The organism is Streptomyces sp. NPDC060205 (assembly GCF_042728395.1).
Lineage (GTDB): Bacteria > Actinomycetota > Actinomycetes > Streptomycetales > Streptomycetaceae > Streptomyces.
In genome coordinates, this window is sequence record NZ_JBHWZP010000074.1 from 1 (window position 1) to 26,054 (window position 26,054).

At 70.3% G+C, this 26,054-nt stretch carries 23 protein-coding genes; 12 read left to right on the forward strand and 11 right to left on the reverse strand.

What is annotated here, in order from left to right; all coding sequences use genetic code 11:
* Positions 1–49 precede the first annotated feature (49 nt).
* The 3 genes from ACFWGJ_RS15670 to ACFWGJ_RS15680 all read left to right on the forward strand — a co-directional run bounded on the left by ACFWGJ_RS15670 (position 50) and on the right by ACFWGJ_RS15680 (position 2,878).
* On the forward strand, positions 50–799 hold the full coding sequence (locus ACFWGJ_RS15670) for an SDR family oxidoreductase (protein WP_387324249.1): 750 nt from the start codon (positions 50–52) through the stop codon (positions 797–799).
* Between the two features lie 92 nt (positions 800–891).
* Positions 892–1,284: an ester cyclase gene (locus ACFWGJ_RS15675; protein WP_387324251.1), complete on the forward strand. Its 393-nt coding sequence runs from the start codon at positions 892–894 to the stop codon at positions 1,282–1,284.
* 115 nt (positions 1,285–1,399) lie between these two features.
* Positions 1,400–2,878, forward strand: coding sequence for a glycoside hydrolase family 43 protein (locus ACFWGJ_RS15680; protein ID WP_387324254.1), 1,479 nt, complete (start codon positions 1,400–1,402; stop codon positions 2,876–2,878).
* 14 nt (positions 2,879–2,892) lie between these two features.
* On the opposite strand, the gene ACFWGJ_RS15685 is transcribed toward ACFWGJ_RS15680, so the two are convergent.
* The 3 genes from ACFWGJ_RS15685 to ACFWGJ_RS15695 all read right to left on the reverse strand — a co-directional run bounded on the left by ACFWGJ_RS15685 (position 2,893) and on the right by ACFWGJ_RS15695 (position 6,391).
* On the reverse strand, positions 2,893–4,761 hold the full coding sequence (locus tag ACFWGJ_RS15685) for a hypothetical protein (RefSeq protein WP_387324256.1): 1,869 nt from the start codon (positions 4,759–4,761) through the stop codon (positions 2,893–2,895).
* 154 nt (positions 4,762–4,915) lie between these two features.
* Positions 4,916–5,833 carry an endo-beta-N-acetylglucosaminidase H gene (locus ACFWGJ_RS15690; RefSeq protein ID WP_387324321.1) on the reverse strand — a complete coding sequence of 306 codons (918 nt, stop codon included), beginning with the start codon at positions 5,831–5,833 and terminating at the stop codon, positions 4,916–4,918.
* Between the two features lie 189 nt (positions 5,834–6,022).
* Positions 6,023–6,391 carry a hypothetical protein gene (locus tag ACFWGJ_RS15695; protein WP_387324258.1) on the reverse strand — a complete coding sequence of 123 codons (369 nt, stop codon included), beginning with the start codon at positions 6,389–6,391 and terminating at the stop codon, positions 6,023–6,025.
* Between the two features lie 107 nt (positions 6,392–6,498).
* On the opposite strand from ACFWGJ_RS15695, the gene thpR reads away from it, so the two are divergent.
* From thpR to ACFWGJ_RS15715, 4 genes are all read left to right on the forward strand, one after another.
* Positions 6,499–7,128: an RNA 2',3'-cyclic phosphodiesterase gene (gene thpR / locus ACFWGJ_RS15700; protein WP_387324261.1), complete on the forward strand. Its 630-nt coding sequence runs from the start codon at positions 6,499–6,501 to the stop codon at positions 7,126–7,128.
* Between the two features lie 623 nt (positions 7,129–7,751).
* Entirely contained in the window at positions 7,752–9,281 is a 1,530-nt protein-coding gene (locus tag ACFWGJ_RS15705) for an MFS transporter (protein ID WP_387324263.1), read from the forward strand.
* A 69-nt stretch (positions 9,282–9,350) separates the two neighbouring features.
* Complete coding sequence (locus ACFWGJ_RS15710) at positions 9,351–9,848, forward strand: FBP domain-containing protein (protein WP_387324266.1); 498 nt, start codon at positions 9,351–9,353, stop codon at positions 9,846–9,848.
* Between the two features lie 305 nt (positions 9,849–10,153).
* Positions 10,154–10,756 (forward strand): hypothetical protein, encoded by a 603-nt coding sequence (locus ACFWGJ_RS15715; RefSeq protein WP_387324268.1) that lies wholly within the window; start codon positions 10,154–10,156, stop codon positions 10,754–10,756.
* A 30-nt stretch (positions 10,757–10,786) separates the two neighbouring features.
* Here the strand turns inward: ACFWGJ_RS15715 and ACFWGJ_RS15720 are convergent, their stop codons facing one another.
* From ACFWGJ_RS15720 to ACFWGJ_RS15730, 3 genes are all read right to left on the reverse strand, one after another.
* Positions 10,787–13,699 carry an AAA family ATPase gene (locus ACFWGJ_RS15720; RefSeq protein ID WP_387324324.1) on the reverse strand — a complete coding sequence of 971 codons (2,913 nt, stop codon included), beginning with the start codon at positions 13,697–13,699 and terminating at the stop codon, positions 10,787–10,789.
* 46 nt (positions 13,700–13,745) lie between these two features.
* The gene (locus ACFWGJ_RS15725; protein WP_387324270.1) at positions 13,746–13,883 is read right to left on the reverse strand and encodes a hypothetical protein; all 138 of its coding nucleotides are present in this window, start codon (positions 13,881–13,883) and stop codon (positions 13,746–13,748) included.
* Between the two features lie 209 nt (positions 13,884–14,092).
* Positions 14,093–15,145: a sporulation protein gene (locus tag ACFWGJ_RS15730; RefSeq protein WP_387324273.1), complete on the reverse strand. Its 1,053-nt coding sequence runs from the start codon at positions 15,143–15,145 to the stop codon at positions 14,093–14,095.
* 531 nt (positions 15,146–15,676) lie between these two features.
* Here ACFWGJ_RS15730 and ACFWGJ_RS15735 point away from each other — a divergent pair.
* The 3 genes from ACFWGJ_RS15735 to ACFWGJ_RS15745 all read left to right on the forward strand — a co-directional run bounded on the left by ACFWGJ_RS15735 (position 15,677) and on the right by ACFWGJ_RS15745 (position 19,873).
* Positions 15,677–17,017, forward strand: a complete 1,341-nt coding sequence (locus ACFWGJ_RS15735; RefSeq protein ID WP_387324275.1) for a hemolysin family protein — start codon at positions 15,677–15,679, stop codon at positions 17,015–17,017.
* Positions 17,014–18,033, forward strand: coding sequence for a hemolysin family protein (locus tag ACFWGJ_RS15740; protein ID WP_387324277.1), 1,020 nt, complete (start codon positions 17,014–17,016; stop codon positions 18,031–18,033). The genes ACFWGJ_RS15735 and ACFWGJ_RS15740 overlap by 4 nt, the downstream gene beginning before the upstream one ends.
* Before the next feature lie 373 nt (positions 18,034–18,406).
* Positions 18,407–19,873, forward strand: a complete 1,467-nt coding sequence (locus ACFWGJ_RS15745) for a hypothetical protein (protein WP_387324279.1) — start codon at positions 18,407–18,409, stop codon at positions 19,871–19,873.
* Between the two features lie 49 nt (positions 19,874–19,922).
* Here the strand turns inward: ACFWGJ_RS15745 and ACFWGJ_RS15750 are convergent, their stop codons facing one another.
* From ACFWGJ_RS15750 to ACFWGJ_RS15765, 4 genes are all read right to left on the reverse strand, one after another.
* On the reverse strand, positions 19,923–21,281 hold the full coding sequence (locus ACFWGJ_RS15750; RefSeq protein ID WP_387324282.1) for a sensor histidine kinase: 1,359 nt from the start codon (positions 21,279–21,281) through the stop codon (positions 19,923–19,925).
* Positions 21,278–21,946: a response regulator transcription factor gene (locus ACFWGJ_RS15755; RefSeq protein ID WP_387324285.1), complete on the reverse strand. Its 669-nt coding sequence runs from the start codon at positions 21,944–21,946 to the stop codon at positions 21,278–21,280. The genes ACFWGJ_RS15750 and ACFWGJ_RS15755 overlap by 4 nt, the downstream gene beginning before the upstream one ends.
* On the reverse strand, positions 21,900–22,634 hold the full coding sequence (locus ACFWGJ_RS15760; RefSeq protein ID WP_387324326.1) for a phosphatase PAP2 family protein: 735 nt from the start codon (positions 22,632–22,634) through the stop codon (positions 21,900–21,902). Before ACFWGJ_RS15760 ends, ACFWGJ_RS15755 begins: the two co-directional genes overlap by 47 nt.
* A gap of 86 nt (positions 22,635–22,720) precedes the next feature.
* Positions 22,721–23,425, reverse strand: a complete 705-nt coding sequence (locus ACFWGJ_RS15765; RefSeq protein WP_387324288.1) for a phosphatase PAP2 family protein — start codon at positions 23,423–23,425, stop codon at positions 22,721–22,723.
* A gap of 119 nt (positions 23,426–23,544) precedes the next feature.
* Between ACFWGJ_RS15765 and ACFWGJ_RS15770 the strand changes: the two genes are divergently transcribed.
* The gene (locus ACFWGJ_RS15770) at positions 23,545–23,916 is read left to right on the forward strand and encodes a BlaI/MecI/CopY family transcriptional regulator (protein WP_387324291.1); all 372 of its coding nucleotides are present in this window, start codon (positions 23,545–23,547) and stop codon (positions 23,914–23,916) included.
* The gene (locus tag ACFWGJ_RS15775) at positions 23,913–24,842 is read left to right on the forward strand and encodes a M56 family metallopeptidase (RefSeq protein WP_387324294.1); all 930 of its coding nucleotides are present in this window, start codon (positions 23,913–23,915) and stop codon (positions 24,840–24,842) included. Before ACFWGJ_RS15770 ends, ACFWGJ_RS15775 begins: the two co-directional genes overlap by 4 nt.
* Before the next feature lie 105 nt (positions 24,843–24,947).
* On the opposite strand, the gene ACFWGJ_RS15780 is transcribed toward ACFWGJ_RS15775, so the two are convergent.
* On the reverse strand, positions 24,948–25,985 hold the full coding sequence (locus tag ACFWGJ_RS15780) for a sodium-dependent transporter (RefSeq protein ID WP_387324296.1): 1,038 nt from the start codon (positions 25,983–25,985) through the stop codon (positions 24,948–24,950).
* Positions 25,986–26,054 lie beyond the last annotated feature (69 nt).

Consider the following 26,054-nt stretch of genomic DNA (forward strand, 5'->3'; position numbering starts at 1 on the left):
ACCGTCGGACTTCCGCAACGATCGCTGCGGAACTCGGAGGGGAAACGCCATGGGACTTCTTGAGGGCAGGACCGCTCTCGTCACCGGGGGCAGCGCCGGTATCGGCCTGGCCGCCGCCGTGCGACTGGCGGCCGAGGGCGCACACGTGTTCATCACCGGCCGCCGCCAGGCCGAACTCGACGCCGCCGTCGAGACGATCGGCCCGTCGGCGACCGCGGTGACCGCGGTGACCGGGGACATCGCGAACCTCGACGACCTGGACCGGCTCTACGAGGCGATCCGCGACCGGGGACGCGGCCTGGACGTACTGTTCGCGAACGCCTCCGTCGCCTCGCTGGTACCGCTTGAGGAGGTCACCGAGGAACACTTCGACGCCCTCTTCGGCATCAACGTCCGCGGCACGCTCTTCACCGTGCAGAAGGCGCTGCCCCTGCTCAACGACGGCGCCTCGGTCATCCTGAACGGCTCGACGAACGTCGACGTCGGCGACGAGGCACTCGGCGTGTACGCGGCCACGAAGGCCGCCACCCGGTCGTTCTCCCGGACCTGGGCCAACGAACTCAAGGGCCGCGGCATCCGGGTCAACACCGTCACGCCCGGCCCGACCGACACCCCCGCACTGTCGGCACTCACCTCCACCCCGGACCGGTTCAAGGAGCAACTGGCCGCGCGCGTGCCGCTGGGACGGCTCGGCCACCCGGAGGAGATCGCCGCCGCCGTGGTCTTCCTCGCCTCCGCGCAGAGCAGCTTCATCACCGGTTCGAGCCTGTACGTCGACGGCGGTCTCAACCAGATCTGAGGAACGCGAGCACCCATGCCGACAACGAGCGATTTCCTCTCCGCCAGCCTTCCCACCGACTTTCCACCGACTTTCCACCGAAAGGCACTCTCGTGTCCGACGACGATCTGCGCGCCTTCTATCTGCGCTATATCGAGGCGCTCAACGCCCACCGGTTCGACGGTATGGACGAGTTCATCAACGACCGGACGACTCTGAACGGTGAGCCGGCCACCCGGGACGACCTCCTCACCGTCCAGCGGCACGACGTGGACGCCGTTCCGGACCTCCACTGGGAACTCAAGGAACTCCTCTTCGACGGTGACCGTCTGGCCGCCCGTCTGATCAACACCGGTACCCCGGTGAAGGAATGGCTCGGCGTAACTCCCACCGGCGCTTCTTTCGAGATCGTCGAGTACGCCATCTACCAGGTCCGCGACGGGCGGTTCATCCATATGACCGCCCTGCACGACGCCGGGGAACTTCTCCGGCAGCTGACCGCCTGAGGTATCTTTCGGCCCGCCTCTTTACAACGATGTAATCGCTGTGTTGCCATGAGCAACCATCAGCTCATATCGCGCCGTCCGTCACACACGGACGTCGATACGTGGGGAGCCAGCGATGCGTGCCCGGCCCATCACCGCTTCGGTAACCGCCCTGTTCGCCTTGCTGGTCGGCCTGCTGTGCGCTCCACAGGCCGCCCCCGCCACGACATCACCGACCGCGACAGCGGCATCGGCTACGGCTACGGCTACGGCTTCGGCCGCCTCGGGGACCTTCCGCAATCCGCTGAACACGGGACCCGACCCGTTCATGACGTACGCGAACGGGGCCTACCACCTCACCACCACACAGGGCGGCAGCATCAAGATGTGGCGGTCCCCCTCGCTGGGAACACTGCTCGACGCCGAACCGATCACCGTGTGGACCGACACCGACGCCTCCCGCAACCAGCACATCTGGGCAGCCGAGTTCTACCGCTTCGACAGCCGCTGGTACATGTACTACACGGCCGACGACGGAGTGGACGACCACCACCGGCTCTACGTCCTGGAGTCGGCCGGTGACGACCCGGCGGGGCCCTACCACTTCAAGGCGAAGCTGACCCCGCCCAACCACGCCAACGACTTCGCCATCGATCCCGGGATCCTCCAGCACAACGGGCGGCTCTATCTCGCGTACAGCGGCATCAACGCGTACCAGCACAACGGACTCAACATCGCGCCCATGTCGAACCCGTACACCGTCTCGGGCAACGCCGTCGCCCTGAACGGGGCGGGCGGCTGCCCGGAGGTCCGTGAGGGCCCCGAGTTCCTGTACCGCAACGGCCGTACCTGGATGACGTACTCGACGTGCGACACCGGGAAGCCCGACTACCAGGTGTGGGAGATGTCCCTGCCCAGTGGGGCCGACCCGCTGGTGGCCGGCAACTGGACGCAGCGCAGCGGGCCCGTCTTCGCCCGCAACGACGCCAGGGGCGTGTTCGGTCCCGGACACCACGCCTTCTTCCGCTCCCCCGACGGGACGGAGGACTGGATCATCTACCACGCCAAGACCACATCGGAGCTCACCTACAGCAACCGCACGACACGCGCGCAGAAGATCGGCTGGCGGGCCGACGGGGGCCCCGACCTCGGCACCCCCCTCGCCATGGGCGCCACTCAGAACCTGCCCTCCGGCGATCCCGGCTCCGGCAACCACTGGATCAACGACGACGGCCGCTCCAGCGGCAACGGCACGGTGACGTACCAGGGTTCGTGGAACTCGGGCACCGGCTGCGCCGCACAGTGCTTCTGGGGCGACGACCACTGGAGCGACCGGGCCGGCAACACCGCGACGTTCACCTTCACCGGCACCAGGATCGCGCTGCTGTCCGTGAAGGACACCGGCAACGGCATCGCCGGTATTCGCGTCGACGGAGGCACCGAACAGCGCGTCGACTTCTACGGCGCCATCCGAACCGGCGAGACACTCCAATACTTCAGCCCACGCCTGCCGTACGGCACGCACACCCTGCAGATCCGGGTCACCGGCGAACGCAACTCCTCCGCCGGAGCGGCCTTCGTGAGCGTCGACCGCGCCGAGGTCTACACGGACTGACACCCCCCTGACCCTCAGCGCTGGTCGATCGCGAGTCCCCGTGCCGCGAGTTCGGCCAGTACGGGGTCGCGTCGGCCCCGCAGTATCTGTTCGTTCATCTGCAGTGACTTGTTGAGCCGTCGCAACGACCTGATCCTGAGCAGGGGTTCGAGCTCGGTGAGGGCCCGGTGGCCGCCGAAGAGGAGTTCGCTGAGGTCGGGCAGGTCGGCGAGCGTACTGATGTCGGCCACCTCGTCCAGGTAGCCCATGCGCAGGGACTGGAGCGATGTGAGACCGGCCAGCGGCGACAGGTCTTCCCAGTCCAGGTGGGAGAGATAGAGCCGGGTCAGGGAGGGAAGGGCGGGGAAGTCGGTCAGCTGCGGAAGTCGGTCCACGCTGAGTACGCGCAGATCGGGGCACGTCTCCAGGACGTCGAGCGAGTCGAGGCCCGGGGTCCGGTGGAGTGTCAGGTCGGTGACCGGGGTGCCGGCCAGTCCTCTGATGTCCTTGAGCGCCTGGCAGTCCCGCACAGCCACCTTGGCAAGGGCGGTCAGGCCGTGCAGGCGGCCGAGGTCGGTGAGCGAGTCAAGACCGCTGAACTCCAGTTCACGCAGGGTCGGCAGGTCACCCAGGTCGCCCGGGCTGCTCAGGCTGTCGGTCCGGCTGACGGCCAGTTCCTCCAGAGCACTGCGCGTGCCGAGGCCGGTGAGGTCCAGCAGCCCGGAACACCTGTCGAGACCGAGTCCGCGAAGACCGGGGAGGGAGGCGAACGGGGAGAGGTCCCGGATCAGGCCGAGCCCGTCCAGATGAAGCCCGAACGAACCGGCGAGGCCTGCAAGTTGGCCGACGTCCGCCAGCGCGGGGCAGTTCTCGAAGGTGATTTTTTCGAGGGAGGGCAGGGATCCGAGTCCCGCGACGGAGGCGAACCGTTCGCCGTCCGCGATCCGCAGCTCCGTCAAGTGCGTCAGTGCGGACAGTCCGTGCAGGTCGAACAGGTCCGGACAGCCCTTGACCGCAAGCTTCGTCAGTCGGGGATGGTGTCCCAAGCCGCGGAATGACTGAAAACGAGGGCAATCCTCGATGACCAGCTCGGAGAGACCGGCCGCCGCGGCGATACCGGTCAGGTCACGAAGCTGCTTGCAGCTTTCCAGACGAAGGGAGGCGAGTGCGGGCACGTTCGTCAGGCCGGTCAGATCCCGCACGCCCGTCCAGCCGAGATCGAGGTGGGTGAGGCGGGTCAGGCCGGAGAGCTGCGCCGGGGACTTGAACGACCGACAGCCGCGCAGGTTGAGGTGCTCAAGCAGGGGTGTGGCCGCCGGCAGATCGCTCACCGAGGTGACCCGGGTGATGCTCAGGTCGAGGTGGCGCAGTTGGCCGAGGGTCAGCAACGGTCCGACGTCGGACACCGGACGGCAGCGGTGCAGGCTCAGCCAGGTGAGGTGGATGAGCCCGCTGAGAGGGGTCAGGTCCTCGACCCCCGCGCAGCCGTTCAGGTCGAGGTGGCGCAGGTCGGTGAGCGCGCTCAGTTCCGTGAGGTCGGTTATCTCCTTGCAGCGGTCCAGCGTCAGCGTACGCAGCATGGTGAGGTGCCGCAGACCCGACAGCGAGGTCACCCGCTTCAACGTCAGCTCCGTACGACCCTCACGGCGGAAGGCCGGCACCAGCAGAGCCGCGGCGTAGCCGTCCGGATCCCCCACCGTCGGCCACAGCCGCAGCAGTGTGTCCAGGGCGAGGTCCGCGACCGGCGCGAAACGGGCGGCCAGCTCCAGCGCGGCGCCGTCGTCGACAACCACCACCAGCTCGCGCACTGCCTTGCGGGCCTGAGCCTGGCTCGCCGTTTCGAGGAGGCCGGAGTGGGCCATGACGAGTTCGTCCGGGTTGCCGTGGCCGGCGGTCGAAGTCATGGCCAGAACCTTACAACTCCGTTGCCGGCAGCCGGGGAACGCGGATCACAGCCCGACGCCCGGCCGTTGGACGGCACTCGCGTCCGTCAGGCCCCGGCCGGCAGGTACGGGAGGGTTGTACCCAACGGCCCAGGCTGCCCGGATACGGGTCGTTTCACGGTGTGTAGACGGCGGTACTGCCGTACAGCTCCCTGGTGAACGCGGAGACGTCCGCACTGCGGTCGGCGCCGTTGAGGTTGTACGTCAGGAAGACTCCGTATCCCTCGCTCACGGTACGGCGGGCGAGCGTGGTGACCGTGCTCTGCGATGTCCTGCCGATCTCGACGGCCGCCGGGGACAGTTTGGACTTGGGCAGTCCGATGCCGGGGACCTGCCAGCTTCCGTAGTACGGGTTCCAGGCGTAGGTGAACTTGGACGAGATGTCGACCCCGCCGTAGGACAGACGGGATGCGGACGGGCCGATGTTGTAGAGGCTGATGATCTTGTCCGGCATGTTCGTACGGAGTGCGGTCACCAACTGGACGAACGAGCTGGCGTTGGGCTGCCCGGTGCCGTTGTTGCCGTACTCGGCGTACTCGTCGTCGAAGTCGATGCCGTCGAGACCGTACTTGGTCACCGTGTCCGACAGCTGCTTGGCGAACGCCGATGCCGTCTGCTGGGACGGGAAGTTGGCGAAGCCCGCCCCCTGGTGGTTGCCGAGCACCGACAGGACGACCTTGATGCCCTTCTGCTGCAGCGGGCGTATCTGGGTGGCGGCGTTGTCGAGGACGCGCTGCACGTTTTCGTTGAAGTACAGCTGCGCCGTCTTCGTGCTCGTGTTGTAGTTGATGTTCGCGGCGAAGATCACGGCGACGTCGAAGACGGGGTCTCCGCCGTTGGCGAGGGTGTACTTGCCGACGTTCAGCATGCTGTTGTTGTTGACCTCGACGTACGCCACCGCGGTCGGTCCCGCCTTCGCGAGTGCCGGCGCCGCTGTCGCGTGGGTCGTGGCGGTCGAGCCGAGGGCGAGGGCCGCGACGGTCGAAAGGACGACCGCGGCTGCCTGCATCCTGCTCCGTACATGCCTGAGCATCATTGATCGGTCTCCTGTCGCGTGGTCGGCGCCCGCCCTGCCCGAACCCCGCCGAGCAGACGCACCGGGTCCCGACAGCCGTGTGCGATCTCTTCCCACCTTTCACTCACGTCACACTGCAACTCGCCTATTGCCGCGACGAATTGGCGATCGATGGCGGTACGCCTGACGGTGGTCTGCCCGGGCGGTTCAGTTGACGGCGAGGACGGCCGCGTTGTTGGTGACATCCGGGCCGAAGTCGAACGGGTCCTGCCCGAATTCGCCGAACGAGGGGTGGATGCTCACGGCGCCACGCGCGCCGGGCACCACGGTCTCGACGCGCGCACCGAGCCGGTGACCGCGCCGCCTCACTCCCATCGAGTGCCGGTCGGCGCGCGGCTGGTCGGTGAGCGGCTGGTCGGTGAGCGGCTGCATGGCCGCATCGTCACAGGGGTCAATGAGGGCGTGGGCAGGTTGCGCGTCGTGTCCGGAGGTGGCGAGGGCGTTGAGGGTGTCGGTCACCACGGTCCAGCTTCGATGCTGGACGGCCCACGTGTCCGCGGCGGAGGCGTGCCGCATTCACCCGTCACATCAGTGACCGGGATGGCGATCAGGGATGCCCAGCGCGTCCGCCCTGCGGGCAGTCAGGCTTCGGCCTCGCGGGCGTATGAGGTAAGAAGGCATCCGTGACCGAACCGTCCCAGATCGCCACCCAGCACGCGTTCATCGCGCTCGCCCCGCCCGACGATGCGAAGAACGAGCTGGCGCACGCGCTGAGCCCGGCCTACGCCACCTGTCCCGGCCTGCGCTGGAACCGTATCGAGGACTGGCACATCACCCTGGTCTTCCTGGGCGAGCTGCCGGTGCGGGCTGTCCAGCGGCTTCGTGCACCGCTCGCCGACCTGGCGGCTGCCCGCCCCTCCCTCGAACTGGCTCTCATCGGTGGCGGACACTTCGACGAGCGCGTCCTGTGGAGCGGCATCAGGGGTGATCTTGACGGCCTGCACGAGCTGGCCGAAGCAGTACGGGCGCGGGTCAGGGAGTGCGGTATCGACTTCACCGAACGTCCGCTGCGTCCCCACCTCACGCTGGCCCGCGCCCGCCGTAACGACAACACGTCCATAACCGCGTCGGCCGCCTGCCTCGACGGCTTCACCGGACGCCCTTGGCAGACCGAACGCCTTCACCTCGTCGGCAGCACGGAAAGAGGCCGCCCAGGTCCACGGCGCTATCAGGACGTCGACGCATGGCCACTGGCCGCTGGTCACTGGCCAGAGGCATCCCGATCCGGAACCGTCACAGACAGCTCGGCATGAACACCTGGGCCCAACCGCCCCTTGAGGGTGTCGTTCTCGACCCATGCTGGGCCGTCTGTTAATCCCGGTCGCGGTGGCGTCGATGGGATAGCCTGTCCGGGATTTCGCGCGGCAGGTCCTCTGCCGCCCCGCTCGGCGCGCTCGGCGTCGACACGCACCGGGTGCCCTGCCCGGAAGGAGGCGAGAGACATGGACCGTGCTGAATGCGTTGCGGCCATAGTTGCCTCCGGCCGTGTGCCCTCCCTCCTCTGCGGCGCGCGGTAGCTTTCCCCCTTCCTGTTTCTTGTCTTCGGCATCTCCCCTGAGATGCCGCGTCACGACATGTCCTGTCCCGCGCGGTTCATCGCCGCGTGGGCCGTGGGGGCGCGCGCCCGAAGACGGGCCCTTCTTTTGCTGGTCATCGTGATCTCGGCGTCCTGCGTCTCACGACCGGCAAGAGCACCGGCGTGAATGACACGCAGCTGGTGCGGCAGGCCCCGGGTGCTGTCCGTGGTTCCCGCTGCCCCGCCGCCCTGCCGTGTCCCCGTGCTGCGTACACCGGCCCGTCGTCACCACTGCGACCGTCCCTGGCCGGCTGTCTGTCCGTCTCGACAGCACTTCGACATGAAACGTGCGTGATCGCCATGAGCAAGAAGCGTCCCGATCATCCTGAACACCCTCAACACCAACCAGCACAAGCATCAGCACAAGCACCAACAGCGGCAGCGGCACCCGATCCGAAGCGCTGGTGGGCGCTGGCCGTCATCGCCCTCGCCCAGCTGATGGTGATCCTCGACGGCACCGTCGTGAACATCGCGCTGCCCTCCGCCCAGCACGCTCTCGGCATGTCGGACAGCGACCGGCAGTGGGTGATCACCGCCTACACGCTGGCCTTCGGCGGGCTGCTGCTGCTCGGCGGCCGGATCGCCGATCTGGCGGGCCGCAAACGCACCTTCGTCATCGGCCTGGCCGGGTTCGCCGCGGCCTCCGCGCTGGGCGGCGCGGCGGCCGGTCCCGGGATGCTGTTCGCGGCGCGGGCCCTGCAGGGTGCGTTCGCCGCCGTCCTGGCGCCCTCGGCCCTGTCGCTGCTGACGACGACGTTCACCGATCCCAAGGAGCGGGCCAGGGCGTTCGGGGTCTACGGCGCGCTGGCCGGCGGCGGCAGCGCGGTCGGACTGATCGTGGGTGGTCTGCTGACCGAGTACCTGAACTGGCGCTGGTCCCTGTACGTCAACGTGCCCATCGCGCTGGCCGCCCTGCTCGGCGCACCGGCCTTCCTGCGCGACCGCTCCGGCCGCCGGGGCGGGCACCTGGACGTGCCGGGCGCGCTGCTGGGCTGCGGCGGTCTCGTCGCCCTCGTGTACGGCTTCAGCGAGGCCGGACCTCGCGGCTGGTCCAGCGCACTGGTGCTCACGCTGCTCGTGACCGGCGTGCTCCTGCTCGCCGCTTTCGTGTGGTGGCAGGGCCGGGCGGCGAGTCCGCTGCTGCCGCTGCGCATCGTCCAGGACCGTGTCCGGGCCGGATCGCTCGCGACGATGGGCTTGGCCACCATCGGCATGTTCGGCGTCTTCCTGTTCCTGACGTACTACCTGCAGGTCGTCCTCGGTTACCCGCCGGTGCGGACGGGTCTGGCCTTCGTGCCGATCTCGGCCGGCATCGTCATAGGCGCGACCCAGATCGCGGCCCGCCTGCTGCCACGCACGGCGCCGCGCATCCTGATGTCGTCCGGCATGGTGCTGGCCGCCGCCGGCATGGTGCTGCTCAGCGCCCTGACCGTGCACGCGCAGTACGTGTCGCACGTGCTGCCCGCCCTGCTGCTGCTCGGTCTGGGCATGGGCCTGACGTTCATGCCGGTCTACGCGACGGCCACCGCCGGCGTGCCCGCGCAGGACGCCGGTGTGGCCTCGGCCGTCCTCAACACCGTTCAGCAGATGGGTGCTTCGCTGGGCACCGTACTGCTGAACACCATCGCCACCGGCGCCACGAGCCGTTATGTCCACGCGCACGTGCCCGATCCGGCCCACGGCGGCGCGCCCCTCGACGCGGGCATGGTGCACGGCTTCTCCGTCGCCTACTGGTGCTCGGCGGGCGTCCTGCTGCTCGCCGCCCTGGTGGCCGGCCTCACCGTACGGCCCAGGGCGCCGAAGCACGCCGGAAACGACGCACCGGCCTAGCGAGTTGGGCCGTGTCCCGCCACCGTCCACCACACCCTCTCGAAGACCTCACCCCTCGAAGGATCCTCTGTGAAACCCCTGACCGAGCAAGACATCCGTACCTCGTTCGTCAACTGCTCGAAGGGCGAGGCCAAACGCCTTCCCCTGCCCAAGAACCTGGCGGACCTCGACCACTGGGACGACCTGGACTTCCTCGGCTGGTTCGATCTGTCCGCGCCCGACCGCAGGTATCTCGTCGTCGAACGCGCCGGTGAACTCGTCGGCCTGTCCCTGCGCTCCGCTTCAGGCAACCGCGGCTTCCTGCGCCGCAGCCTGTGCTCGCTGTGCCTGACCACGCATCCCGGCAGCGGCGTCTCCCTCATGACCGCCCTCAAGGCAGGTCCGGCCGGCCGCGGGGGCAACTCGGTGGGCCTCTACATCTGCGGCGACCTGGACTGCTCGTTGTACGTACGCGGCAAGAAGAAGGCGGCGCCGGGCGGGCGCATGGAGGAGTCCCTCACTGTCGAGCAGCAGATCGAGCGCCTGCGCGGCAATCTCGACGCGTTCGTGGAGCGTGTCTTCCACTGAGATCAGCAGGGGCTCGCCGGCCATGCCCGCCGAGCCCCTGTCCCCTCCTTGAACCGTCGTTGAACCGCCGTCACGTCGTGCCCCCGCCCGGCTGACCGGTGTCCGTAGAACTACGCAATCGGTTACGGAATCGCACGGCAAGGAGCTACGTACGCGTGCGCGGGTCCACGGCCTGTGTGACTCTGTGGCCGGCAGCAGTCTCGACGCAGGCAAGGTAACTCATGCGAAGTGCAAGGAAGTTGCTCGTACCGGCCGCTGCCGCAGCAGCGCTGTTCGCCGTCTCGGGCTGTTCGGACGATGAACCAGTGAAGGACAAGCCGGCCGCCCGGTCCTCGCCCTCGGAGCTCGCTCAGTACACGGCCGCTCCCGACACGGCCGGCTCGGCGCAGAGCCCGACGACGGACACGCCGACGAAGTGCGTGAAGACGACGGGCATGAGTGCCGAGCAGCTCACCAAGTACCTCAAGGAACTGCCCAACAGCAGCGGCGCGTACCGGTCCCGGGGACTGACCCTGGACTCCGACGGCCTGAACTTCACCCCGGACCCGACCCGAAGACCCTGCAAGGCGGTCAAGGTGAAGCTCGCCCGCTACTGGGTCGACCTCAAGCAGACGAGGGAGGAGAGCGCCGTCAGCCCGGCCCGCTTCGAGTACGAGTACACGCTGATCGATGTCACTGCCCACAAGGCCGGCCCGCAAAACGGCAGGGTCCCCGACTCGGCACCGCCGGCGGGCTCCGACTGCCAGGGCTCGGTCTCGGTGGTTTATCTCGGCGACGACATTCCGCTGCGTTCCCTGCCGTCCGACCTGGAGCTGACCGATACGACAGCCCCGGTCCCGGTCGAGGTGAACGAGGACGGAGTGCTGTCCGCGCTCTACGTCTCACCGGTCAGCGTGGTGTCCTGCTGACGGTCGATGTGAGCTGTGGCGTCGGTGCGGTCAGGTGGGTCCCGTCGTCCCGGTCGTCGGGTCGCGCAGCTCCGATCTGGTCTGGAGGACGGCGAGGGCGGCCCGTGAGGTGACGCCGGTCTTGCGGTAGATGCGGCCGAGATGGGACTCGACCGTGCGGGGGCTCAGGAAGAGGCGGGCGGCGATGGCCGGGGTGGTCAGCCCGGCGGCGACCAGGGAGGCGATCTCGCGTTCACGGGCTGAGAGAGCCGCCAGTGGGGGCTCGGACTGGGTCTCGGCCGGAGGCTGGGACTGGGCCGGAGGCTGGGGCTGGGGCTGGGCCGCGGGCTCGGCGTGCACGAGGGGATGGATCATGTCGGCCAGGCCGGTGAGCTGACGCGCGCCGCCGGTCGCGGCGAGCCGACGGGCACGCGTCCACATGGCGCGGGCGCGGTCCGGGTCGCCGTCGGCCGCCAGGGGCGCGCCGAGCAGCAGGCCGAACGCTTCCCACAGCACCGCTCCCCCGCGGGCCGTCTTGTCCACAGCTTTCTCGAACAGGTCGGCGGCCCCTGCCGTGTCGCCGTCGGCGGACAGACAGTGGGCGGTGCTGCGCAGCGCCGATGCCTGCTGTGCCGGCAGGTCCAGCTGGTCCGCCTCCCGACGTGCCCGTTCGGCCCAGGTCTCGGCGGCATCCCTGTCGCCGGTCGCGAGAGCGGAGTTGACGAGGATCTCCAGGATGAGCGGGCGCATGGACGGGTGGAGCGCGTTCAGGTCCTCGCCTCCGCCCCGGAGCACCGCGGCCCGGGCGCGCTGCGGATCGCCCGCGTGGAACGCGGCCTGGGCGAGCACGCACCAGGCGATGGACGCCCACCAGTTGGTGCGCGTGCCCGCTGCCGCGACGGCTTCCTCGGCCACGGTCAGTGCGGCCTGGTCACCGGGCGGGAACGCGAACAACTGGACATACGCCTTGTTGGTCAGGACGAAGGCCAGCAACTCGTCGCTGCCGATGCCCCGCGCGATCGTCTCGGCCTCGTCCGCGAGTTCCATGGCCGTCTCCAGCCGCAGGGTCTGCAGGTGCACGTACGACTTGCACAGCAGCAGGTGCGGCAGGACGTAGAGCCGGCCGCCGCGCCGGGCGATGGCCAGACCGCGATCGGCGTGCCGTTCGGCATCGGCATACCGCTCCAGAAACGCCTCCGACCAGCCGAGCCGGGCCAGCGGCTCGCACAGACCCGCCAGATCGCGATCGGTCAGGGCGTCCACGAGCGCGGCGGCCCGGCCGGTGGCCTCCCGTGCGGCACTCATGTTGCCTTCGTACGTCTCCCCGAGGGCGGCGATCGCGAGGGCACCCGCCTGGGCGACCTCGTCGCCCAGCGACCGGGCCAGGTCGAGCGTGGCGACGACGTCGGCACGCAGCTGCGGGTAGGAGGTGGAGTGCGGCGCGGACGAGCCGAGTTCCAGGCCGAGTTCCACCCTGTCGGCGTCGGACGGGCCTGGTGTGCGGGCGAGTTCGCGACGCAACAGGGCGACTGCTTCCGCGTACCGGCCGAGGTGACGTTCCATCACCGCGCACAGTGCTGTCGCGGAGGCCCGCGTGCTGTGCGGCGCCCTCTCCTCGTCGGGCGGTGACATGGCGATCACCTCGTGCAGGAGGTCGCGGCTCTCCCGCAGGCCTCCGCACACCCCCAGGGCCTGTGCCTGGCGCAGCATCAGATCCCTTCGCAGCGGGGCGTGTTGCGGCTGGTCGGGCAGGTGGGTGAGGGCGACGCCCAGCCAGTGGGCGCTGCTCGCGGGTGCGGTGGAGGCGAACCGCTCGGCCGCTTCGGACAGTACGGCGACGGCCTGCGGGTCCCAGCCGGTCAGTGACTGCTCGACGTGGTGCGCGCGTTCGGTGGCGGGGGCTCCGGCGGCGGCCAGTGCGTCCGCGGCGAGGCGGTGCATGCGCACGCGCTCCACCGGCTGGGTGTTCTCGTGCACGACGGCCCGTAGCACCGGGTGGCGCAGGGTCCACCGCCCGCCCGGTTCGGGACGCAGGAGGTCACGGGCCGTCAGCACGGCTATATCGGCGCCGACTTCGGTCTCGTCCCGGCCGGTCACCGCGGCCAGCAGGGAGGCACTGCCACGGTCGCCCAGGACGGCCACTGCTTCGGCGGTACGACGCTGGGCCGCGGTCAGCGGAGTCAGTTCGTCCAGCAGGACGGACCCGAGTCCGGTGGAGTGCGGTGGGGCGTCCTGGCCGGCGTCGCGCGCTGCGTGTCCGGCTTGCAGGAGAGCGAGAAAGTACAGCGGATTGCCGTCGCTCGCCGCATACAGTTCGGCGGCCCGGGCGGGCCGCACGGCGGGCGCCGACCGGGGGGCGAGGACCTCGACGCAGGCCCGCTCGGCGAGAGGGCCGAGGTGCAGGCGCAGCACCGTACCCAGGTCGATGCCCCGGGTGAGTGCGGCGTCCAGGGAGGCCGTGGTCTGACGGTTGCGGCGGGCCACGACGATGACGACTGGGGCGTTCGGGGGATGGCGGACGACGTGGTCGAGGAGTTCCAGGGACGCCGCGTCCGCCCAGTGCAAATCGTCCAGCGCCACGATGAGCCCGGGTCCGGTCCGGGCGATCCGTGCGAACAGCTTCGCGATGGACCGCTGCAGCCCGAACCGGTCGCCGCGCGCGTCCTCGGCACCCGGCTCCGTCAGCTCCATGTCGTGGTCGGCGAGTGCGTCGCTGAACGGCTGGTAGGGGATGTGCTGTTCGTACTCGGCGGCTCTGCCCCGCAGCACCGTCATGCCCCGTGCCTGCGCCCGTCGGCAGAACTCGGCCATCAGCCGGCTCTTGCCGATGCCCGCGGGTCCGGCGAGGTCCACGACGCACGAGCCGCCGTCCTCCCCCAGAGTCCGGTCGAGCACTCCGTCCAGAAGTTCCAGCTCTGCCGCCCGGCCCACCAGCGGAATCACATCGCCACCCCATCTGCCCATGTCCCGCGCGGCCGTACGGGACACATTCGTGACGATCTTACTTACGTCACGCGCCGGGCGAGCGGGCGTACTCCAGGCCGACTGTGATCCGGCGCGATGCCGTCGCGATGCCGTCGCGATGCCGTCGCGATGCCGTCGCGATGCCGTCGATGAGACGGGTGCCCGACGGTGCCGCGGTATCCACGGGCCGCCAGCCCTCCCGCTGCTGACACTCACCCACTCTGACACTCACCCACTGCTGACAGCACACGCGTTCACAGCCGATACGGACCCGATGCCGCAGTCCCGCGGGGCCGGGACTCCTGCCTACGCCGCGGGAGCCGTCCGGGCCGGTGAGGGGGACGGCCCGGACGGCCGCCGCTTGTTCAGGGCGGGAAGGGAGGCGAGGCCGGTTCAGTCCTCGTCGCCCTCGCCCTCGCCGTCGTCGTCTTCGAAGAAGTCGCCCACCTCGTCGACGACCTCGGCCGCGACCATGCCGCCGACCACACCGACGGCGAGTCCAGCCGCGCCGGCCGCGACGACGGTGCCCATACCGGGACCCGATCGATGCCCGTGACCATCGCCGTGACCGTGGTCGTCCTTGTAGGCATGGCCCTCGGCGGCGTAGGGGTCACCGTGTCCGTAGGGGCCACCGCTGTGGTGCGGGTCGCCGGCCCCGTACGCGCCGCGGGAGGCGTGGTCCTCGACCAGTTGGTGGACCCATCTGTCGACCTCGGTGTGCCAGTTGATCTGCTCCACGCCGTAGTGGCTGACGGTGAAGCGGGTCACCGCGTCATGGCCTCCAGCGAAAAGGCCACCTCGCTTGTCGGCCTCCAGGATCACGTCCATGCCGCCCGGGGTGGCGAGGAACGTCACCTCGATCTCGTTGACCTGGCTGGCATACTGCGGCGCCGGGGCGAGCTCGATCTCCTGGTAGAAGGGCAGCTGCTGACCGGTGCCGCCGATCCGCCCCCCTTCCAGGTCCGCCGACCTGAAGCCGAAGCCGAGCTGCCCGAGTGCTTCCAGGATCGCCTCCTGCACAGGCAGCGGGCCCACCGCCAACGGGTCGAGGTCACCCTTGTCCTTCGCGCCCGCCACCGCCAGCTCGGTGCGCACCCCGAGCACGACGCCCAGCGCTTGCCCATGCAGTTCGGTGACGGGTGTCTCCCACGGCAGCATCACGCTGAACGGGACGCTGTGCAGCTCGCCGGCGGCGAGGCGAAAGCCGCCGCCCGCAGTGAACCGGTCGAAGACGACGGTGCCCTCGGCCTCCCCGTCGTCCAGCTCGGCCTCGACACGGGCCACCAGTTCCAGGGTGATGTGGTCGATCGTGAAGTCGGCGTCACCGCCCCGCAGATGAACCTGTCCGCTCAGGGTCCCGCCAGGCAGCACCGTGCCCGGGTCGAGGACCGTGTCCACCGTGGGTCCGCCCACGCCGAGCGAACCGAGCAGCCGCTTGAACACCATCGTGGCGTTCTCTCCTTCATGTGTACGTACGGTTCTTGCCCGCGTCGGGCGGCGGACCCCGAAGGGGGTGGCGTCCGCCGGCCGACACGAGGGTTACTTGGCGGAGGCGCCGAGAGCTTGCCATCGTCCGCAGGGCAGCCCGGAGCATCCGGACGCCCCCCGCTTCATCTACACGCTTGTAGAAGTATAGGGTTGAGCCGTCCGCGTGAACGGCATCGCGGCGGAACGTCCGAAAGCCTCCGCCGGGATGGCTGAAGCTGCCCCCACAGGCGGCTTCCGCCGCTCCTGGAGTGGCCGGGCATCCGGTCACGGGCGCTGACCGCGTCAGGACCCAAGAGGCGCGGAGAACCGAAGTATGGCCAGAATCGTTTCCCGGGTTCCACCGCGATCACCGGGTGCCACCCCGATCAGAGGAGTACCGACCTTGTCCGCCAGATCGACGGACCGCGCGGAGTGCAGTCCCCGGCTGCCCCGCCACGCCGAGCACAGGAGCGGCGCACGGCAGGTCGGCCTCTCCTCTTCGATGCCTCGATGAGCACCGCGAGCGCCGTACTGGGCCTGCTCGCCGTGTTCGTGCTGACCGCCGGGACCGGCTACTTCGTCGCTCAGGAGTTCGCCTACGTCACCGCCGACCGGCTCTCCCTCTCCCGCGAGGCCGAGGCCGGGAACAAGCAGGCCGCGCGCGCCCTGCGGGTGCTTGAGCAGCTGTCGTTCATGCTGTCCGGCGCGCAGCTGGGCATCACCGTGACCGGACTGGTCGTGGGCTTCATCGCCGAGCCCTCCGTCTCGGCGCTGCTCGAACCGGCCCTGACCGGCGTCGGGATCCCCGCAGGCGCAGTCGGCGGCATCTCCGTCGTGCTCGCCTTCGTGGGCGCCACGGTGGTCCAGATGGTGCTGGGCGAGCTGGCCCCGAAGAACCTCGCGATCGCCGTGCCGGAGCGGCTGGCGAAGGCCCTGGCCCCGTCCACGCTCGCGTACCTCAAGGTCGTCGGTCCTCTCGTCCGCGTGTTCGACGGGGCGGCCAACCGCCTGCTGCGGAGGGTCGGCATCGAACCGGTCGAGGAGCTGCACCACGGCGCCACCCTGGAAGAGCTCGGTCACCTGATCGGCGAGTCCCACGGGCAGGGCGAGCTGCCCAAGGGCACCGCCGTGCTGCTGGACCACGCCCTGCACTTCTCCGAGCGCACCCTGGACGAGGTGATGGTGCCGCGCGCAGACACCGTCTTCGTCCGCGAGGACGCCACTGCCGCCGAAGTGGTCGATCTGATCGGCACGTACGGCCACTCCAACTATCCCGTCCTCGGCGACCGTCCCGATGACGTCACCGGTGTCCTGGGCGTACGTGAGCTGATGCGGCTGCCCGCCGGCAGGTTCGGCTCCACCGTGGGCGCTCTCGCCCGGCGTCCGCTGCTCCTCCCGGACACCCTGCCCCTGCCGAAGGCGGTCGAGGAGATGCAGCAGCAGGACGACGAGTTCGCCGTCGTCCTGGACGAGCACGGCGGCGTGGCAGGTGTGGTCACCTACGAGGACATCGCCGAGGAACTGGTCGGCGACATCGCCGACGAGACCGACGCCGTCACCGAACTCGCCGTGGCCGACGCCGGGGGCTGGAAAGTGGACGCCGGCCGGCGCCTGGACGAGGTCGCCGGGGCCACCGGCATCGAACTGCCCGCCGAGGACGGTTACGACACCGTGGCCGGGCTGATCGTGAACCGCCTGGGCCGCTTCCCCACCGTCGGCGACCGTCTCACCGTCGAGCTGCCCGGCGGGGGCGGCGTACTGATCGACGTACTCACCCTGGACCGGCACGTGCCCGAACGGATCCGCATGGAACAGCTGACCGCGCGATCCCGTGAGGAGGAGCAGGCATGAGCTTTCCGATGGCGCTCTTCGTCACCGTGCTGCTGCTGATCGGCAGCGGCTTCTTCGTCGCGGCCGAATTCGCCCTGGTCGCGGCCAGGCGCCACCGCGTGGAGAAGGCGGAGGCGCAGGGACAGCGCGGAGCCAGGGCCGCGCTCGCCGGTATGCGGGAACTGTCGCTGATGCTGGCCGGCGCCCAGCTCGGCATCACCATCTGCACTCTGGGCCTCGGCTCGGTGTCCAAGCCGGCGATCTCGCACGAACTCGATCCGCTGCTGCGCAACCTGGGCCTGCCCGGCGCACTCAGTTACGGCGTCGCGTTCGCCGTGGCGATGATCGTGGTGGTGTTCCTGCACATGGTGGTCGGCGAGATGGCTCCGAAGTCGTGGGCGATCGCCCACCCCGAGCGTTCGGCGATGCTGCTCTCCCCTCCCTTCCGGGGTGTGGTGAAGGTGGTACGGCCGCTGATCGGGGTGCTCAACCGGATCAGCAACGCTCTGGTGCGGCTGTGCCGGGTCACACCACGCGATGAGCTGACCTCGGTCCACAACCGGGATCAGCTCACCCACCTGGTTGCGGAGTCGGAGCGCCTGGGCCTGATCAGCGGGGCCGACTCACAACTGCTCACCCGCTCACTGACCGAGCCGCAGACTGCGGTGGGCGATCTCCAGGTACCGGCTGCGGCGATCACCTCGGTCGACGGCGCGGCAGACATCGACGAGATCCTGCGCGTCGCGTCCGACAGCGACCGCACGCGTCTGCTGGTTTGCGACGGTGACACCGTCCTCGGCTCCGTCCACGCCCGCGACGCCTTGGTGGCCCGTGCCCAGGGCCGCGCCGTCGGCGCCCGCGATCTGGCACGGCCGGTTCCCGAACTGCGTCGGGACGCCACCATCGCGGACGCGATCGATCTGCTGCGGCGACGCCGTGCCTCTTTGACGGTCGTCGTCGACGAGTACGGCCGTGTGACGGGCATGGTGAGTCTGGACGACCTGCTGGCCCGTTTCCTGCAGCCGCGAGCGACCTGACCGGTCCTCTCACACCGGCCACAGCCGGCCGTCCTGGCCCCGCGCCGTCCGGCTGCCGCCGACCGAGCCATGGGGCCCGGCACCTTGCCGACTCAACAGCGCTGCCCGTCAAGGTAGTTGGCGACTTCGGAGCGGATCCTCACTTTCCCCTCACCAGGTACTGAATCGTCCCTTACTCCGATGCGCCATCGTCTTTGCCATCGGTACGGGACCGTCGACGCCGCCGAGGGGGAGGGCCCGGATGAACGTCCTGTTCCCGCGCGGCTACGCCGTCGGCGGCACCGTCCGCCCCACGCTCCACCTCGCGTCGGTGCCCGTGGGCTCCAGCCGCCGATGGAACCGAAGCGCGTGACCTCACCAGCAGGGAGGAACCATGACAGCAGGCATCGCGGTGGAGCGGCACCCGGCTGCGCTCGCGCGTGAAAGCCGTCGATGGCGGCGGCGAACACCCTGGCTCACCCTGGTGGCCTGCGCCTACGCCGTCGTCCAGCTGGTGCTGGTGGTACCGCGCACCGGGCACGCGCTCGGCTGGGACGAATCCGTTTACGTCTCCCAGCTCGACCCGCGCACCCCGGCCGCCTACTTCAGTGCCCCACGTTCGCGGGGCGTCAGCTACCTGACCGCACCGGTGGTGGCCCTCACCGACTCGGTCCTCGTCCTTCGCCTGACTCTGGTCGCGTTGTCCACCAAAGCTCTCTACTGCGCGTACCGCACCTGGCGCCCCTTGCTGGGAGACGCCACCGCCGCCTTGGCCGCGCTGCTCTTCGCCGGACTGTGGAGTGCCCAACTCGCAGGCTCCCAGGCCATGCCCAACCTGTGGGTCGCCCTCGGGGCCGTCGCCGTCGTCGGCTGGTTCCTGCGCTCCCCCGGCGAACCCCGGGCCCGCTGGTGGCTGGCAGTTGTCGTTCTCGGCATCACCCTGGTCCGTCTGCCCGACGCCGGCTGGCTCGCTCTGCCTCTGCTGGTCGGCGCAGTGTGCTTCCGGTCGCGGCGGCATGCCGTGCCGTTCCTGCTCGGTGGCCTGGTGCTCGGTGCCACCCCGTGGGTCGCCGAGGCCTGTCTGCGCTTCGGAGGTGTCACCGGGCGACTTCACCGGTCGAGCGCCACCGAGGGCGGCATGTCCTGGCACCTCAACACCGCCAACGCATGGCACAGCCTCAACGGCCCCCAACTGTGCCGCCCCTGCCACATCCCGCTGACCCACCCCGAACTCACCCTGTGGTGGCTCGCGCTGCCTCTTCTCGCAGCGGTCTCGCTCCTGGTCGCCGCGCACGACCGGAGGACCCGCCCCCTCACGCTCACCACCCTGCCCCTGCTCTGCGCCTTCTCGCTCTCCTTCCCGTACCTCTTCCTGCTCACCTACTCGGCCCCGCGGTTCCTGCTGCCCGCCTATGCGCTGCTGAGCCTGCCTGTTGCCGCACTCGCCGCCCGCGTTCTCGCCACCGGCCGTCGTACGAGGACCGTCACGGCTGTGGTTGTCCTCGTCATCGGCCTGCAACTCGCTGGGCAGGCAGTGCTGTTGCCGGGAATCAGCGCGCGGGTGGCCGCGGTCTCCCAGCGCTACCGGACGGCCGCACACGCCCTGAACTCCCTCGGGGTACGGCCGCCGTGCCTGATCACCGGGCCGAGCGCACTGCCCGTGGCCTACGCCGCGGGCTGTGCCTCCGCCGAACTGCACGGAAACAACCGCTCACTCACTCGCGGGGCACTGCTCGACCGCGCCGACCACATGCCCTTCGCCGTACTCGTGCCCCGAGGACACCAACGCCCCCGCTACGCACACCACTGGACCCGGCACCGACTGCCGGGCACCCCCTGGACGGCGTACACCCCGCGGTGACGGAATCCGCCGGCCGAACGGCCGTGCGTGACGGGTGAGGATGCCGGTCTCACCCCAGGGGCAGGCTGATCTCGAACCGTGCGCCGGTTCTGTGCCCAGGGTCGTGGATCACGTCGCCGCCGGCGGAGCGGGCGAGGCGCCGTGCCAGCGGCAGCCCCAGGCCCGCCCCGTCGTGCCCGTCGTGCCCGTCGTCAGGATCGGCACGGCGTCCGGGTTCGAAGAGCTGCCCGGCGGACAGGGGTACGCCGGGTCCGTCGTCGGTGACCTGGACGCGTACGCCTTCTGGTGTGCGGTGGGCACGTACCTCGACCTGTGACGTCGCGTACCGGCAGGCGTTGGTGAGGAGCGGGCTGACGATGCGTTCAAGGAGGGCCGGTGGGACCCCTGCCACCAAGGGCGGGCCATCGGCCGTGACCGTCAGGTGCGGCGGCGTGGCCAGGGCTTCGGCGAGGCGTTTCAGCGTGGGTACGACCTCGGCGGTACCCGGAGCGGTGAGTGTGCCGCCGCGGGCGTCGTCCAGGAGGGTGTCGCAGATGGCACGCATGGAGTCAGCGGCATCGGCGATGATCCGGTGGGTGGCCCGTGTCTGGTCGGCGGTGCGGGGGCGCGTGTGCCACCAGTCGAGTTCGGCGATGATCCGGCTCAGGGGCGTACGCAGTTCGTGCGAGAGTTCCCCGGTGAGCCGGCGCTCGTGGCGCAGGAGGGTGCGGATGCGGTCGAGCATGGCGTCCAGGGACGTACCGAGGGCGGTGAGTTCGGCCGGGTGGTGACGGCTGCAGAAGCGTTCTTCGGAGGCGACGGCGCTCCACTGGGTGGCCTGGTCGGTCATCGTGCGGACGGGGCGCAGTGCGCGGCCCACCGCCAGCCGTGTCAGGGCGTAGGTGCAGACGAGCATCACAGCGTCCAGGGCGAGGCTTCCCAGGAGCAGGGTGTCGGCCGAACTGCGGTAGGGGGCGAGGCTGAGCGCGGTGACGACCGTCGCTCTGCCGCGGCCCCCGGACACGGGTACGGGCTGGGAGCACAGTCGCAGGGGGCCGTAGGCCTCGGCCGTGACGCACCGGCGGCCGCCGCGATCGGCGAGTGCGTCGGCGGCACGGGTCAGCCGGCCGGAGGCCTGCGGCTTTTCCAGCAGGTGCCGGTCGGCGTAGATCCACACGTTCGTGTCGAGGACGTCGTCGTGGGGGGTTTCCAGGACGCGTACCGTCGCCCCACCGGTGTCGACGGTCGTCGCGACGGCGGCGGCACGGCTGCGCAGTTCGTCGTCCGCCTGCTGTCGGAGGTGGTCCCGGGCCACGGCATTGAAGACGACGGTGAGGACCAGCATCAGCAGGGCAGCCGTCGTGAGGGCCACCAGCGCGAGTCGGCCACGCAGCGTGCGGGGTGTCAGCCGGTGGCGCATGCCGGTCATGACAGGCGGTGGCCGACACCGCGGGCCGTGCGGATCGTCCGGGCGCTGCCCGCTGCACGCAGCTTGCGGCGCAGTCGGGTCAGGTACTGGTCGAGGGTGTTGTCATGGACCTGGGCTCCCTCGGGCCAGCCGGCCCGGACCAGCTCTCGGCGGCGTACGATTCCGCCGGTGGCCGCCATGAGAACGGCCAGGAGGCGGAATTCGGTCGGCGTCAGGTCGACCGGTGTGTCCCGGATGCTGACGACGTGTCGAACGGCGTCCAGCATCAGGTCTCCGGCACTGACTGCGGCCGGCGGCCCGGTCCGTTTGAGGGCCGCCCGCAGGCGGGCGGCGAGTTCCGCCAGATGGAACGGCTTGGGCAGGTAGTCGTCGCCTCCGGCCGAGAACCCCGACAGCCGGTCGGTGAGCCGGTGATGGGCGGTCAGGAAGACGACGGGGGCGGAGAAGCCGTTCGCGCGCATGGCCTGGCACACATCGCGCCCGTCGGCGTCGGGCAGCCCGATGTCGAGCACGGCGGCGGACAGGCCCGGGCCTGTGACGGCCAGTCGTAGGGCGGTGGCGCCGTCCGGCGCGGGCACAGGGTCGAAGTCCTCGTCTCGCAGTCCACGCATCAGCACATCACGCAGACCGTGATCGTCCTCCACGACCAGGATCGTCCGGCGCACGGTGCTCCTTCCGCTCGTGTCCTGGGTCAGTCCGTTCTCGCGCCGTGTCCGTGCGGGTCTGCGCCGCGCCTGTCGCCGCTGTCGTCCTGCGCTGCGGAGCCGGGCCTGTCATGACGGGAGCCGGCTGCCGGAACCGCACGCGAGCCACGACGCACAGGCACACCCCCAGCCAGCCGAGCGCGAACAGCCAGCCCCCGACGACATCGGTGAACCAGTGCACACCGAGGTAGACGCGGGTCAGTCCGACGAGGGCGCCCCACACACCGACGGCCACGACGAGCGGCGTTCCGCCCCGCGGAGCCCGCATCCGGACAGCGATGATCAGCAGTCCCGCGGTGAGGGCCGCGGTGGTGGTGTGCCCGGACGGGAACGACCACCCCGAGGCATGCGTCTGCCAATCCGTCAGGGGCGGTCGTGGCCGGGCGACGAGTGACATCACCCCATACCGCAGCGACTGGCCGATCCCCAGGTAGGCCAGACAGAGCGCGACGGCGAGGGTGCGCTGCCGGAGTGTGCGTCCCGCGATGACGCCGGCCAGTACGGCCAGTAGGTACGCGATGGCGCCCGTCCCGGTGGCGGTCAGCCCGCGGGCGAACGCCACCGCCATGTCCGGCCGGTGGCCGGCGGACCACGCGAGAAGAGCGCTGTCCGGGGAGAGCGGTGTGCCGTCGTGGCCCACCACGACCATGGACAGCACGCCGAACGCCGTCCACGCCCCGAGGGCACAACTGCCGGCCACTCCGGCAGCGCTCGGTCCGGCAATGGCACCGGGCTTCACGGCGCCACCAGCAGCGGACGCACGCGAGTGCCTGTGAGCCGCAGGGCCAGGGTCCGCAGACGCCCCCGCAGGGCGGACATGACGACCAGCGCGGTCAGTACGCCCACGACGACTCCGGCCGCCACGTCGTGCGGATAGTGCGCGCCGACCCAGACCCGCGAGAGCGCCATCGCAGCGGCGGCCACAGCGGCGACCGCACCGAGCCGACGGGAGACGAACAGCAGGGCGACGGCCGCCGCGGCGGCGATGGCCGCGTGATTGCTGGGGAAGGACCAGTCGCCGGGCGCCGGACACGCCTCCAGCGTGGCCACCCGCAGGCTCTGACAGGGCCGGTCCTCGCGCACCACCAGCTTCAGCGCCGTATCGACTCCGTAGGCCACGGCCACGACGGCCGGTACGGCGAGTGCCGTGACCGACGCGGCGGCGCCCGCCCGGCGGGCGAGCCACCAGCCGATGGTCATGAGCACCACGAACAGGGCGAGCCCGTACGTCGACCACGCCGATACCGTGTCGTTCAGCCAGGCGGGAGCGTGCCGGGCGAGGCCCACCACGTCGAGGTAGGCCCGGCCGTCGACAACGATAGCCTTCGCGTACCCGAGGTGCTCGGCCGCTCTGTGCTCGCCGAACGCGGCGAGCAGGGGACGGGCACCCAGCCCATGGACGACAAGCTGCGACGACAGGGGAACAGCTGTGGTCACCATCGAGAGCGCCCTTCCTTTCCCGGCCGGCGGGCATGGCGGAGCAGCACCGACCGGCGATCGACTACAATCCTGTAGACGGTCTATTGCACTGTAGACGATCGCGAAGTGAGGAACGTTCCATGACCGACGCGAGGGACGAGAGGCGACCTGCCGGCGAGCTCGAAGCCGCCGTCATGGGCGTGCTGTGGGCTGCGGGAATCCCCCTCACACCGGGCGGGGTGCAGAGCGAACTCGGGTCCGAACTGGCCCGTACGACGGTTACGACGACGTTGACACGGCTGCACGAGAAGGGCGTGGTCAGCCGTGAGCGACAGGGCCGCGGCTATGCCTACAGCCCCGTACAGGACGCACCCGGACTGACCGCACGGCGCATGCACTCCGAACTCGACCGGGACACCGACCGGCAGACGGTCCTCGCTCGTTTCGTCGCCCAGCTCGCCCCCGGCGACGAGGAGCACCTGCGGCGGCTCCTGGAAGGCGACGCGGGATGACCGCCCTGCTGCTCGTACCGCTGATCCTTCCCTTCCTCGCGCCGACGGCGGCCCGCAGGACCCTCGACCGTCTCGTGCCCGCCTCCGCGCTGTGGGTGCTCACCGCCTCGGCCCTGGCGCTGGCCGGAGCCTGCGTGGCCGCTCTCGGTTCCCTGGTCCTGATCGGACTGCTCAAGTTCCCCGCTTTCGCGGCCCTCGGGGAACTCGTCCACCCCCTGCGGAGCCCCTCGGACCTCCTGGTCCTGCCCGCTGCCGCGGCGGCCACCGGAGTACTCGCTCTCAGTGCCTGGACGGCCGTGCGCTCCGCCCTGCGGCAGACCCGTGACCTCCGTACCGCCCGGCGGCAGGCGGACAGCCGCCCCGCGGCCGGTGACCTGTGCGTCGTCGACTCGCCCCACCCGGACGCGTACGCCCTTCCCGGGCGTCCCCACCGCATCGTCGTCACCACCGCGATGCTGCGCAGCCTGGGACCTGCCGAACGTGAAGCCCTGTTCGCCCACGAGCGTGCGCACAACCGGGCCGGCCACCACTACCATCTGGCCGTCGCCGAACTCGCCGCCCACTGTCATCCGGCCCTGCGCGCGGTGCGCGACGCCATCCGTCTTGCCTCCGAGCGGGCAGCCGACGAGAGCGCCGCCGCCGCCGTCGGGGACCGTCATCTGATGGCGACGGCCATCGCCCGCGCCGCCCTCGCGGGCCACGACTCGCAGTCCGCCCGCCCCGATTTCGCGCCCGCGGCGACGACCGGGCCGGTTCCGCGACGCGTCACCGCCCTCCTCGAACCCATCGCGGTGCGCTCACGGGCCGCGCGCTGGACGGCGTTCCTTCTGGTCGCCTGTACGGTCCTGTCCGTCGCCGCCGGGACGGCCGGCGTCGTGGACTTCCACCACGAAGTCGAAGTCGCCCAGGGCGAGCAGAGTCCGTGACCGGTTCGGCTGTGGTGCGGGCGACACCGGTTGCCCAGCCCCGTCCGGCGTCCGGGCATGGCACCGGGAAGGGTGCGGCCGACCCGCGGGACGGCCGATGACGGGTCAGGGTCGCACCGTGTGCGTCGAAGCGTGTCTGCCGCGAGTGACGACGCGGTTCGCTGCGGTCTTCTGCAGCAGCCCGTAGACGAGGACCGGTAGCAGCAGGTGCGGTTTGTCGGGCAGGGACGTGGTGATCAGGACGGCGCTCGCACTGCTGTTGTTCATGCCGCAGGCGAGCGTCACCGACGAGGCGGCGCTCGCTTCCAGCCGCAGGACACGTGCTGCGGTACGGCCGAGGGCCAAGGACAGCAGACAGACCAGCGCCGCCACCGCCGGAGCAGCGACGAACAGCAGGGGGCGCGGCCGGGCCAGCGCGGAGCCGAGAGCCCCGCTGGCGTTCACGTAGGTCAGCAGCAGCGAGCCGGTCATGGCCAGGGGCGCGACCGCCGACTGAAGACGGGACAACCACCGCGCGGGCAGGGCCGACGTACCCAGCAGGCCGGCCGAGCAGGGCAGAACCACGGAGGTCAGACCGAATCCGCCCTGGATGAGGCGGCCGGTGGCGGCGAGGACGTGTGCGTAGCCACCGCTGAGCAGCGGTGCCAGGACGTGCAGGAGGAAGGGGGTGGTGAGGGGACTGAAGAGGGTGGAGGCCAGCACGAGGCCGACCATCGTCGGCTGGTCGCCGTCGCCCTTGTCCGTCCATACGGTGGCCCCCGCGGCGACGGGCATCGCCACGATGAGGATCATCGCTGTGAGCAGTCCGCTGCCGCCGTCGGTATCGGGAGTGCGCCGCAGCAGAAAGGCGACGAGCGGCACGACCGCCGACGGGATCGCAAGGTGCAGTACGAGCCCGGCGAGCAGGGCTTTCGGACGCCGCAGCACATGGCCGAGCGCGCGGACGGGAACCTGCAGCCCGGCCGAGAACAACACCAGGGACAGCAGGAGCGGCGGGGCGTTCAGCGTCAGGTGCGTCGGTGGTGAGGCGTGGGGCCGACGCAGCCACAGGCCCGGGCCGGGCAGGAACAGAGCGAGGGTATAGGCGAGGACGACGGCGCGTCCGAGCCGGCGCCGCAGCCAGGACGCCGCATGGGTGTGCATGCGTCCATCCTGATCAGGCCGGTACCGGCACGTGGCGGGAGCCGCGCGGCAGTCAGGATGTGTTCAGGT